Below are 13,089 nucleotides of genomic sequence, written 5' to 3' on the forward strand. Positions count from 1 at the left end.
ATTATGTTTCAGAAAGAAATTGAAGAACTTCTCGGTTGAAGCGTTCAGGATCTTTTCTAGCTAATTCATGTCCTTGTTCTTTTACAAGTACAAAAGAAGCTTTTGGTATAGTTTTAGCTATATACAGAGAATGTTTCAGTTTGATTACATCTTTTTTTCCTACAATAATCAAAGTTGGGGAGTTGATTTTTTTTAAATCATTTTCTGTAAGGCCGATATCATGTAGCAATAGTTTGATAACTAGCAGATTTTTACGAAGGCTTGGGCGAAATAAAGAGAACAACCATACCCATGCATAATGAAAATTGCTGATGACTCTGGCAGAAAAACGAACGCCTTTAACTAGCGTGTTTCCAGAATTTAAAATCAGTCGATGAACTTTTTGAGGAAAGCTGCTGGCAAATACCAATGCCAGATTTGCGCCATCACTAAACCCAAGAAAATCTGCCTGATTGATTTTTTCTAGCAACATAATCGTATTCAGATCCTCAGCCATCAAATGAAAATTCAATATAGATGCTTCATTTGTTGAACGGCCATGTCCTCGGCTGTCTACTAGATAAACAGTATAGTAGCGTTCAAGTACAGGAACCTGTTCTGAAAAAAAGCGGCCGCTGCCATCATTGCCATGCAGTAAAAAGAGTGGGAAGCCTTGACCACTCTTTTCATAATAAATTTCGCTCCCATCTGACATTTTTGCATATTTCTTTTCTTTTTTCACATAATCACCTACTGTGTAAAGTATAACGATTATAACAGTCATTGGGCAATCGTTTTTACTGAAAAACAACGATCATTTTCGTAAGATGATAAAAAACACAGGAAAATTCATTTTTTCTTAAGGTGTACACAGAATTTAAGGAAGAAATAGCCAAGAAGATAAAGAAATAGTAAGATAAAAAAGATGTCAAAATAACTAGGTGATGAAATGAAGCGAAAACGATTATCTATTATCCGTATTCTTTTTTACATGATCCTTCTAACGGTCATTGGTGCGGTGTTGTTTTTAGGAGGAAGAACTTATCGCTCGGTAAAACGGGTGGAAAGCTATCAAATAGAAATAACGACAGCTGCAAAAAATTATCATATGGAAGCATACGAAAAATTGATCAAGGCAATAATCTTGACCGAATCAAAAGGAAAAGGGACAGATCTCATGCAGAGTTCAGAGAGTTTGCATGGAGAAGCCGATGTCATTGATAATCCAGCTGACAGTATTGATCAAGGGGTAAAATATTTGGCGGAGATGATAATGGAAGCAAAAAAACAAGGATGTGATCTGTGGACCGCTGTCCAAGCGTATAATTTTGGGAAAGATTATATTGCCTATGTAAAAAATCATGGCGGAGAAAACACAGTAGAACTAGCAGAAGCGTATTCTAAAGATGTGTTAAGCCCACTTTTAGGAAATGAAGAAGGAAAACAGTACCGATATTGGCGGATCCAGTCCTTGCTTTACAACGGCGGCTATCTCTATCATAATGGAGGTAACATGTTTTATCCTGATATTGTCAAAATGAATGAAAAAATAATAGAGACTTACGAAAAAGTCTTTAAATAAATTAGTAGGAAATATCCAAACATAATAAAATGAGTTGAAAGAAGGAGTGCGCAAATAGTGGAAAAAAGGCAAAAAATGGAAAATCAAAAAGTGGGGTACACAACCAAAGATTGGATGTTGCGGTTTGTGAAGGGAATGTTTATCGGTTCAGGATTTATCTTGCCGGGGGTCAGCGGTGGTGCCTTAGCAGCTGTTTTTGGCATGTATGAGCGACTGATTTCTTTTCTAGCCCATATCACAAAAAATTTCAAAGAAAACGTTTTGTTTTTCCTGCCTGTTGGTCTAGGCGGAGTGACAGGCATCTTTTTACTTTCTTTTTTAGTCAGTTTTTTATTAGGGGCGTATGAAACAACAATATTGTGGTTTTTTGTTGGGTGTATCGTCGGAACTGTTCCTGCATTATGGAAAGAAGCAGGAAAAAAAGGACGAGATACTTCTGATGTGATCATCATGGTTGTTACTTTTGTTCTGGCTTATTTGTTTTTATTATACGGTGCTCGATTATTTGATGGACAAGTCGATCAGAATTTTGGGACTTGGCTGATCGCCGGCGGATTAATTGGTTTAGGTATGATTGTCCCAGGATTGAGTCCATCTAATTTTTTGGTATATATGGGATTGTACAAAGCGATGGCTGACGGATTTAAAGAAGTTCGGTTTGAAGTCATCTTGCCGATCGGAATTGGTGGGGTTCTTTGTGTCCTTGGCTTGTCAAAAATCATGGATTATATTTTCTCAAAAGCATACAGTAAGCTATTCCATTTTATTTTAGGCGTCGTTTTTGCTTCAACGATTATGATCATCCCTACTGATTACGCGGGATTGGGAGTCGCTGGAGTGCTAGCTTGTCCTGTTCTTTTTGTAGCTGGTACAGCACTAGGATGGTGGATGAGCCGTTTGGAAGAACAATATAAGTAAAGATAGTTCGATAATAAAAAACAACACACGGGTGATTCATACAAAAAAGGTCAGCATCTTTTTCGTAAGAATCATTCGTGTGTTTTTCTATAAATTTTATAAAAACAAGTTGTTTTTAATCTTGGAACACGCTAGACTTAAACACGTGATTATTTTTGAAAGTTGGCGGAAAATGGAGAAAAAGAAAATGAATGGACTTACACAGCAAGAAGTAGTTCAGAAAATGGCTTCTGGCCAGCAAAATGACTACCAGGAAGATGCATCAAAAAGTACAAAGCAAATATTCAGCGATAATATATTGACGTTATTCAATTTTCTGAACTTCGGTATCGGGATTTGCCTGTTATTTGTAGGTGCTTATTCCAACATGGCGTATTTAGCAATTATTATCGTAAATATCGTTATTGGAATTTATCAAGAAATACATGCAAGAAATCTTGTACGGAAATTATCGATTGTTTCCCAATCAGAAGTACTAGTGATTCGGGACGGTAAAGAACAATCGATTTCTACTAAAGAGCTGGTATTAGGAGATTTGGTAAAAATCGGAGCAGGAGAACAGATACCAGCCGATTTGCAGGTCATATCAGGACGGGCAGAAGCAAATGAAGCTCTTTTGACAGGTGAATCTGACTTGATTGTCAAAGAAGCTGGAGCTGAATTGCTTTCTGGGAGCTTTTTGACAAGTGGTTCTGTCATGGCTGAAGTCATCCGAGTAGGGGCAGATAATTATGCTGTCCGCTTGACTAGCGAGGCAAAAACCCACAAAGCTATTCATTCTGAACTTGTAGATTCGATTCGTAAAGTATCCAAGTTCACTAGTTTCGTGATTATTCCTTTAGGGATCATACTATTTTTGGAGGCACTGTTCATTCGCGATGCTTCTATCAAGATTTCAGTTATTGCCTCTGCAGCAGCTTTGTTAGGGATGCTTCCAAAGGGATTAGTATTGCTGATAAGTATTGCGTTAACGACAGGTGTAACAAAACTGGCAAAAAAACGGATTCTTGTTCAAGACATGTATTCCATTGAAACACTTGCTCACGTCGATACATTATGTTTGGATAAAACAGGAACCATTACTGAAGGGAAAATGAGTATCCAGCGTGTAGAAGCATTACATCCGCTGTATGAAAAAGCTATTCCAGAAATTATGGGAACGTATCTTGCAGAAAGCAGTGATAACAACATCACCATGCGGGCTATGAGAGAGTATTTTGAGCTTTCTAATCGTTATGATGTAACAAACAAAGTCGCATTTTCTTCTGATCGCAAATGGGGTGCGATGGAGTTTCCAGAATTAGGAGTCGTATACGTAGGAGCGCCTGAACGCTTGGTGGAAGAAGATCGGCTGCCAGATAGTCTAAAAACAGCTCAAGCGAATGGCTATCGCGTACTTATGTTGGGGATTGCTCCAAATCAGCAATTAAACGAAGAAACCCCCGCGTTTGTTGAGCCAGTTGCTCTGTTTGAAATCGATGATCCAATCCGAAAAAATGCGCCAGAAACACTAGCTTATCTTCATGAGGAAGGCGTTGACCTGAAAGTAATCTCTGGAGATAATCCATTTACTGTCTCCAATATTGCTAGACGTGCAGGATTACCGAATTATGATGCGTATATCGACCTTTCTCAGATTACTGAAGAATCGGACGTGCGAGAAGCTGCACATCAATATACAGTTTTTGGTCGAGTGAGTCCTCAGCAAAAGAAATTACTGGTAAATGAATTGAAAGATAGCGGCAGAACGGTTGCGATGACAGGTGACGGCGTGAATGATGTTTTGGCATTAAGAGAAGCAGATTGCAGTATCGCCATGGCAGAAGGTGACGGAGCGACACGTCAAATTGCTAATCTGGTATTGTTGGACTCTGATTTTACGACATTGCCAGAAGTCCTGTTTGAAGGACGTCGAGTAGTCAACAATGTGACGAAAGTCTCAGGTATCTTTTTCATCAAAACGATTTATTCTTTTATTTTATCGATTATCTGTGCCGTTACAGCTATTGGATTTCCATTTATCCCTATTCAGATCACGCTGATTGATTTGGCGATTGAAGGGTATCCTTCCTTCTTTTTATCATTTGAACAAGATAAACGCAAAATCACTTACCGTTACTTGCCTACTGCACTTATCAACGCTTTGCCGAATGCCTTGCTTGTAGTAGTGAATATCATAGCAGTGTATCTACTTGGAAAAACGTTCGCGTGGGGAAGTAGTGAAACCACTACGTTGATGTATTACTTGCTAATTGGAATCAGCTGCATGGCAGTTGTAAAAGCTTGTTATCCTTTCAACCCGTTGCGAATATTCTTAGCAGTAACGACAATCGTAGGGATATATGTAGCTGCGATGCTGTTCCACGGAATTTTGGAAGTAAACTTAGGTTTAGGAGAAACCATAGGATACTTCGTTATGTTCATGATCATAAATATTGTCCTTCGATTATTGTACTGGAAGGCCGATATTCAAAATCAGCTACTGAAAAGAGTAGCAAATTGATGCTTAATTAAATAGAAATGTGTTATACTTGAAAAAGAATTGAAATATGATACAATCAAACATGTATAATTGTGTCCTTTAAAATCGCACTGATTTCAGTTAGTGCGATTTTTTACCGGTTATTCTCCTGAAATATCTTTTGTTAAAACGAAAAGATATCAATAAAGCAGGGGGTGGAAAAATGGCTCAACGGATTCCTCAAGAAGTTATTGAAACGGTACGCAGTCAAACGAATATCGTTGAGGTGATTGGACAATATGTCCAATTGAAAAAGTCTGGTAAAAACTACTTAGGGCTGTGTCCTTTTCATGAAGAACGCACACCATCCTTCTCTGTTGCAGAAGACAAGCAGATCTTTCATTGCTTTGGTTGCGGTAAGGGCGGAAACGTGTTTACTTTTCTTCAAGAACTAGAAGGACTGAGTTTTCCAGAAGCAGTGATAAAAGTAGCAGATTTCGAACAGATTCCGTTGGAAGATCAATGGCGTCAGCGAACGGTAACTGTACAAAATCCTGAATCTGCTACAGGAAAATTGATTGCTGCTCATGAAAAAGCAGCGGAAATCTATCATCACATGCTGTTGCATACAAAAGCGGGACAGCCAGCCCTAGAATATTTGCAAAGTCGTGGGTTGTCTTTAGAATTGATTGAAGAATTCAATATCGGTTTTGCACCTAATGAACGCTCGTTTCTTCAGAAAGTCTTCAAGAATGAATCATTCTCAAATGAATTGTTAGAACGTTCTGGATTGTTTGTCACACATGATGATGGCCGTATGTCGGACCGTTTTTACCAAAGGGTGATGTTTCCCCTTCGTAATCCTCAAGGCCAGACAATCGGGTTTTCAGGACGCTGGCTTGCACCTGAAAAAGGGCAGGAAAAAGATCAGCCCAAATATTTGAACAGTCCGGAAACAGAATTGTTCAATAAAAGACAAGTTTTATTTAATCTTGATAAAGCAAGAAGCGATATCCGAAAAAATGGAGAAATCTTGTTGTTCGAAGGTTTTATGGATGTGATTGCTGCATGGCAGGCTGGTATCAAAACTGGATTAGCTTCCATGGGAACAAGTCTGACAGCTCAACAGATCCAGCAAATGGAAAAATTGACGAAAGAACTGGTTTTTTGTTATGACGGAGATAACGCAGGTTTTGAAGCAACCAATCGAGGGATTGAATTGCTTCGGCAAAATAGTCGCTTAGGACTTTCGGTCGTAGTCGTTCCAGAAAAGCTTGATCCTGATGAATATCTCCGTAAGTATGGGGAAGCATCTTTTCAAGAATTAGTGGCTCATGGGCGTGAAACAGTTTTTACTTTTAAATCACGTTATTTGAAACAAGGGAAAAATTTAGAGAATGAAAAAGACAAAATCGAGTACCTTGAAGAATTATTAGTTGAACTTAGCCGAGTCGTTTCACCAATTGAACAAGATATGTATTTATCGCAACTGTCCACAGAGTTTCAGGTCAGCAGAGAGACGATACAAAAACAATTGCGTGAGCTCCGAAGAACAAATCAGCAAAATCGTCAAGAACCTCAGGAAAGTCAACACACTCAGGTTACGAGACAAGAAACTGCACGAAAAAAGAGACCATTGACGCAAGTAGAAAAGGCAGAGCAGATTCTATTATATCGTGCATTTAAAGAAGTTTCTGTCCGTAATATTTTAAAAGAACGAGAATTTCAGTTTATTCATGATGCATATGCAGAAGTTTATTTTTTATTCGATGCATATGTCTCACAAAATTATGAATTCAACCTTGCAGAGTTTTTAGACTTTTTGCAAGATGAAAATTTAAGGCGGTTGGTGGTGGAGATCGAATATTTACCGGTGGCAGAAGAAAGTTCGCCACGGGAAATCCAAGACTTGCTAGATGTGATCAGCAAATCTGGCTTAGCTGATGAAATAACATTAAAAAAACAAATGCAGCAAGAAGCCAGACGTATGGGGAACAAACAGCTTGAGCTTGAATTGACGATCGAAATCATCAATTTAACGAAACAGTTAAAACAAGCCAAATAGCTACTCAAGGGGGGCCTTCTTTTATGGCAAATGGAACAGATAAAAAAAAGTATGAAGCAGCAGTAGCAGCTTTCATCAAAGAAAACAAACCCAAACGACAAGTTGTATATGATGATTTATCCAATCAGCTTGCTACACCATTCACTTTGAATGCAGATGAAATGGACAAATTGATCCAAAAGATTGAAGACGCAGGTATCAGTGTGGTGGATGAAAATGGTGATCCATCAATTCACAGCTTGAAAAGTGCTGAGAAAAAAGCTGAACAGGCAAAAACAGAAGATCTATCTGCGCCAACCGGTGTAAAAATCAATGACCCGGTTCGTATGTATCTGAAAGAAATTGGCCGTGTCTCCCTTTTAACTGCGGAAGAAGAAGTAGCGTTAGCATTGAAAATCGAAGAAGGCGACCAAGAAGCAAAACAGCGTTTAGCAGAAGCAAACCTTCGTTTAGTAGTAAGTATCGCTAAACGTTATGTAGGGCGAGGCATGCAGTTCCTTGACTTGATCCAAGAAGGAAATATGGGGCTGATGAAGGCAGTTGAAAAATTTGACTATCGCAAAGGGTTCAAGTTTTCTACTTATGCTACATGGTGGATTCGTCAAGCAATTACTCGTGCAATCGCCGACCAAGCACGTACGATCCGTATTCCAGTTCACATGGTAGAAACAATCAATAAATTGATTCGTATCCAGCGTCAATTGTTGCAAGACCTTGGAAGAGAACCTACGCCGGAAGAAATCGGTGCAGAAATGGACCTTCCGACAGAAAAAGTCCGCGAAATCTTGAAAATCGCGCAAGAACCTGTTTCCCTTGAAACGCCAATCGGTGAAGAAGATGATTCTCATTTAGGTGATTTCATCGAAGACCAAGAAGCAACAAGTCCAGCAGAACACGCAGCATATGAACTACTAAAAGAACAATTGGAAGATGTACTAGATACATTGACTGATCGGGAAGAGAATGTCCTTCGCTTACGTTTTGGTCTAGACGATGGACGTACGAGAACACTGGAAGAAGTAGGAAAAGTATTTGGTGTTACTCGGGAACGTATTCGTCAGATCGAGGCTAAAGCGTTGAGAAAATTACGTCATCCTTCTCGTTCAAAACAATTAAAAGACTTCTTAGAATAAGCATGAACTATTGACCAGAAGAGAAATCAGTAAAATGGTTTGGTTTATTTTAAAAGAAAAAAAGCTTGGGACTACGCGGTCTCAAGCTTTTTTTTCTATAGGAAGAAAATTTATTCATTATTTTTAAGTAAATCCTAAAAATAAGCTATTGGCGTGACGTATAGAATATGATAGATTAAATGGTAGCGTAAACCTAGTAAAGGAGCCGATCGCTAAGTGATGAAAAAATGTCCAAATTGCGGATCGAAAAAAATGGATGAGAACAATATCTGTCCAGACTGCGGTCATCAACTAACTGCAGAAGATCAGCAAACAAAAGAAACAATCGAAGAAATAAATGCAGATGAAACTATGCAGGATAAATCAACTGAAGACGCAGTCTTTCCTGATACAGAATTAAACGATCCAATCGAATGGTCGGAATTGAAAGATCTACCTCTCGAATCCGTGATGGAATTATTCGAAAAAACAGAACCAGAAGACGATGTATCATCTACTCACGATAAAGTAGCCAATAAAGAAAAAAGGGAACAGAAGAAAGCGACTGTTCGTGAGACTTCGGAAAAATCAGGAAAGAATCAAGAAGAAACCCTTGAATCAAAACAAAAAAGAAGAGTAGCTGAACTAAAAGAAATCGTCGATAATGAGGAAGAAAATTCGATACTGTCCGCCTATATCAAAGCACATCGTGAAGATACAAAGGAAGAGCACGCGGAAGAGCTGCTCAAAATGATCAGTGAAAAAATTGCACAGGAAAACAAAGTAGAACCAGAACATGAAGCTGAAAAAGACACTGAAAAAGACATTAGTGGAGTAAACGCTGCAGGTAAAGAATCATTAAAAACGAATGATCTAAAAACGGATATCCCGGAAAAAACTGAAACATTATCTGAAAAACAATCAGAAGACGAGAAATCGAATGGGTTGCCGGAAGCGGATAAAAAAGAAATGCTCGAAAAAGCAGACAAGAAGGCAACAGAGTCGGATGGAATAAATAATGAAGCCGATGCTGAAACTCAATCTGCAAGTGAAGATAGCACTGCTCTTGAAGCTAAAATAGAAAAAGAAGAGAACCAGCCTGAGCTGATTGAAGCAGAAACAGAACCAATAACAATCGTGCCAAATACTGAAAAAACGCCTCAAGAATCAAACCCAGAAAAAAAAGATTTAGATAAGACACAAAAGAAAAAATCAAAAAAAGTGCCGTATCTCGCTTTAGCAGCAGTTCTTCTACTAGGTGGGGGAGGCTGGGCTTATTATGACCATCATCAAAAAGTAGAAGCCGAAGTAGCAGCAGAAGCAAAAAGACAGCAACAAATGGAAGAACTTCATGGGAAACTTGCTGCCTTTTATACAGATGATCACCATCAATTTATTCGTGCAGATATGATTCATCAAGATTTATCGAAATTAAAAAATGATTTATCGAGTCTTAAGAATGAAAAAGGATATTCAGAGTTAGAAACAACTTATCAAGATATCCAATCTAAGATCCAAGATATCCAGAAAGTGAATGAATGGTTCGTAGCACCTGTGATCGTCGATGATCATCTAGCTGATGACATCAAGTTGAAAGCAGATAAAGAGATACAAACAATCGAAACGGATAACACAGATTTTGGAAAATTGATTCAACAAGCACAAACAGAAGCTAAAAATCAATATGCTGAATTGCAAACAGCTAAAGAAAAAACAGCTATAGTCTTTAAAGGCGGAAAAGTAGTGGGTTCAGCGACACGCGACCAATACAAGACGGCAAAAGAAGCAGTAGAAAAGGTGAAAAATACAGATCTATCTGCTCAGTTGAATGAACAATTGAAACAAGTAGATAAGATGCTCACTGATAAAGAGAAAAAAGCAGAAGAGGAAAAGAAAAAAGCTGAAGAAGCAAAAAAAGCAGCTGAAGAACAAGCAAAACAAGCCGCTCAAGCAGCAGCTGCAGCTCAAGCCGCTCAACAAGCTGCGGTCGCACAAGCAGCACAGCAAGAAGCGGCATCCTCGACTCCTTCCTCTTCAAACTCAGCGAATCAGCCAATCAAATCTGCCAGAGCAAGTGATATTGCCGATGCATCTAATCCAGCATGGACGTGGGCACCAGGCGTCCAAAGCAAAGTGATTGCTACATGTATCCAACGTGGATATATCGTTGAAGGAGGATACAGATTAGAAAAAGCCAGAATCGAAAATGGGGAAGGCTATTACAATCTATATGCCACTTCAACAAAATCTGCATTGATGAAAGGCATTGGAGAAAGTGCTTTGCCATTTTATATCGTAACGATCAACTGTAAAACTGGGTGGTTCGGAGGAAATGGGAGCAATTAGTTTTAGCTAAACGAAAGAGGTTGTGAGCTTGCCGTTTAACACCGTTTATTCGAAAAAGAGGAGTATGACACAACTGTTGTCGTACTCCTTTTTTCACCTTTCCAAACCAAGGCTCAGCTATTCAAGTAGATAACATTATGTTATGATAGCAAAGAAATGTATTAAGAAAACCTTTCACTATAGAGGGAGAAAAAAATGAACGATTTATTAGCAACTATATTTACAGGTATTATTATTGATGAAAATGAAAAAAATTACTTTGTCCAAAAAAATGGGCAAACCTTTGGCTTAAGCAAATCAGAAGGCGAGCACAAAATCGGTGAGGCAGTGGAAGGATTCGGCTACCAAAATCAAAAACATGAAAACCGGATCACTACACAAATTCCAAAAAGTCGCATCGGTCACTATGCATTTGGGATCGTTACTGCAACACGAAAAGATTTAGGCGCATTTGTCGACATCGGTCTTCCAGATAAAGACTTTGTCGTATCTCTTGATGAATTACCGACCATGACAGAGCTGTGGCCTAAAAAGGGAGATCGTTTGATGATTTCCCTTAGAGTTGATGCAAAGGACCGTGTTTGGGGTAGTTTAGCAGACGAAAAAATATTCAAATCTTTAAGCAAGTATGGAACAGAAGAAATGAAAAACAAAGATGTGATAGGAACAGCCTACCGTTTGAAATTAACAGGTACGTATGTTTTGACTGAAGATTTCTGTCTTGGGTTTATCCATCCTTCTGAACGATATAACGAACCTCGACTAGGCGAGCAAGTAAAAGGGCGTGTGATCGGTGTCCGACCAGATGGTGTACTGAATCTTTCATTGAAACCAAGAGCGTATGAAGCAATATCAGATGATGCACAAATGATTTTAACCATTTTAGAACGTTCTGCAGATCAGCAAATCAACTTTACAGATAAATCAGATCCAGAAGACATCATGAAAGCTTTCGGCATCAGCAAAGGTGCTTTTAAGCGAGCATTAGGCAATCTTTTGAAACAAGGACTGATTAAACAAGAAAACGGTGTGACAAAATTAGTCAAAAAATCTAATTGAGAATCCCTTGCATGTTTTTCTTAACTAGCTTATAATAATTTTAATTAACACAGTGTTATTGTTTTTCTAAATTGTAATTATTATAAATTGTTGGGGTTGAGTAAATGGTCATGAATGCTATTTCGGCGATGAAAAAAACAAAACAGCAGCTACATGAATCGGGGTTCAAGCTGACACCGCAAAGAGAAGCTACCCTGCTTGTGCTTTTGGAGAATGAGAAAGAGCATTTGTCTGCAGAAGAGATCTTCTTTTTAGTGAAAAAAAAGAGTCCAGAAATTGGACTTGCTACTGTTTATCGAACCCTTGAAATCTTGACAGAATTAAAAATTGTCGATAAAGTAAGTTTTAATGATGGATTAGCCCGTTATGATTTGAGAAAAGAAGGCGCCAAACATTTCCATCATCATTTACTATGCTTGAACTGCGGCACGATCGAGGAAGTAGAAGAGGATCTTTTACTTGAAGTGGAGCAAGTAGTAGAAGAACGTTATCATTTTTTAGTAAAAGATCATCGGCTGACGTTCCATGGAATCTGTCAGGAATGTTATGAAAAAGAAAAAAGAAACCAGTCCGTCTGAGTGTCTAGACGGCTTTTTCTTTGCTCAGATTATGGAAAAAGACTATCAGAATGAAGCGGTATCTGATATGATAGAGAGGCATGAGGGGGATTATTATGAAAGAGCAAATCAACGATTATCTCCACTACTTGAATATTGAACGGGGATTATCCGCCAATACACGTCAAAGCTATGAACGTGATTTGGAACAATACTTGCATTTTCTAGAAGAGCAGAAAGTTGCTTCATGGCAAGATGTCGATCGCTTTTTAGTCATCCGTTTTCTGGAAAAACTGCATGAAGAAAAAAAAGCGACAGCAACCGTTACGCGGATGATCTCAAGCCTCAGAAGATTCCATCAGTTTTTACGACAAGAGCGTATCACGGATCATGATCCAATGCAGCATATCGATACGCCAAAGAAAGCGCAGAAATTACCAAGTACATTGACGCTGGCAGAAGTAGAAAAGCTGATTGAAGCACCTGATACGACAAAAACGTTAGGAATAAGAGATCGTGCAATCTTAGAAGTCATGTATGCTACTGGGATGCGGGTCAGTGAATTAATTGGATTGAAATTGGGAGATCTTCATCTTTCTCTTGGGCTGGTACAGACAGTCGGTAAAGGAGATAAAGAGCGGATTATTCCTTTAGGTGATTATGCGATCCAATGGCTGGAACGCTACTTAGACGAAGCACGTCCGTTACTTGTAAAGGACGCATCTGAAATGCATGTATTTGTCAATAATCATGGAAAAGGTCTTTCCCGGCAAGGAATCTGGAAAAATCTGAAACAGCTAGTAAGAGAGGCTGGGATTTACAAAGAAGTAACGCCGCATACGCTGCGGCACAGCTTCGCCACCCACTTGCTAGAAAACGGAGCAGATTTGCGGACAGTACAGGAATTGTTAGGCCACGCGGATATCTCTACGACACAGATTTATACACATATCACGAAAAAAAGGATGACAGATGTTTATAAGCAGCATTTTCCAAGGGCTTAGTCATAG

Annotated in this window: 10 protein-coding genes; 9 read left to right on the forward strand and 1 reads right to left on the reverse strand. The window is 38.8% G+C overall.

The window, feature by feature from the left end; translation table 11 throughout:
- Window position 1 precedes the first annotated feature (1 nt).
- Window positions 2–763, reverse strand: a complete 762-nt coding sequence (locus ESP02_RS00600) for an alpha/beta fold hydrolase (protein WP_002372238.1) — start codon at window positions 761–763, stop codon at window positions 2–4.
- Window positions 764–928: 165 nt separating this feature from the next.
- Between ESP02_RS00600 and ESP02_RS00605 the strand changes: the two genes are divergently transcribed.
- The 9 genes from ESP02_RS00605 to xerD all read left to right on the forward strand — a co-directional run bounded on the left by ESP02_RS00605 (window position 929) and on the right by xerD (window position 13,083).
- Entirely contained in the window at window positions 929–1,561 is a 633-nt protein-coding gene (locus ESP02_RS00605; protein WP_025478224.1) for a lysozyme family protein, read from the forward strand.
- A gap of 57 nt (window positions 1,562–1,618) precedes the next feature.
- Window positions 1,619–2,479: a DUF368 domain-containing protein gene (locus tag ESP02_RS00610; protein WP_002309619.1), complete on the forward strand. Its 861-nt coding sequence runs from the start codon at window positions 1,619–1,621 to the stop codon at window positions 2,477–2,479.
- Between the two features lie 187 nt (window positions 2,480–2,666).
- Window positions 2,667–4,982, forward strand: a complete 2,316-nt coding sequence (locus tag ESP02_RS00615; protein ID WP_025478225.1) for a cation-translocating P-type ATPase — start codon at window positions 2,667–2,669, stop codon at window positions 4,980–4,982.
- 181 nt (window positions 4,983–5,163) lie between these two features.
- A complete protein-coding gene (dnaG, locus tag ESP02_RS00620; protein WP_025478226.1) occupies window positions 5,164–7,005 on the forward strand; it encodes a DNA primase in 1,842 nt (613 codons plus the stop codon).
- 23 nt (window positions 7,006–7,028) lie between these two features.
- On the forward strand, window positions 7,029–8,138 hold the full coding sequence (gene rpoD, locus ESP02_RS00625; protein WP_002290142.1) for an RNA polymerase sigma factor RpoD: 1,110 nt from the start codon (window positions 7,029–7,031) through the stop codon (window positions 8,136–8,138).
- Between the two features lie 219 nt (window positions 8,139–8,357).
- Complete coding sequence (locus ESP02_RS00630; RefSeq protein WP_002372243.1) at window positions 8,358–10,463, forward strand: cell division site-positioning protein MapZ family protein; 2,106 nt, start codon at window positions 8,358–8,360, stop codon at window positions 10,461–10,463.
- Between the two features lie 195 nt (window positions 10,464–10,658).
- Window positions 10,659–11,522: a virulence factor B family protein gene (locus tag ESP02_RS00635; protein WP_002372244.1), complete on the forward strand. Its 864-nt coding sequence runs from the start codon at window positions 10,659–10,661 to the stop codon at window positions 11,520–11,522.
- Window positions 11,523–11,626: 104 nt separating this feature from the next.
- Entirely contained in the window at window positions 11,627–12,100 is a 474-nt protein-coding gene (locus ESP02_RS00640) for a Fur family transcriptional regulator (protein ID WP_002290152.1), read from the forward strand.
- 95 nt (window positions 12,101–12,195) lie between these two features.
- Window positions 12,196–13,083: a site-specific tyrosine recombinase XerD gene (gene xerD / locus ESP02_RS00645; protein ID WP_010732791.1), complete on the forward strand. Its 888-nt coding sequence runs from the start codon at window positions 12,196–12,198 to the stop codon at window positions 13,081–13,083.
- Window positions 13,084–13,089 lie beyond the last annotated feature (6 nt).

The sequence above is a fragment of the Enterococcus sp. NBRC 3427 genome (assembly GCF_007996925.1).
GTDB lineage: Bacteria > Bacillota > Bacilli > Lactobacillales > Enterococcaceae > Enterococcus_B > Enterococcus_B lactis.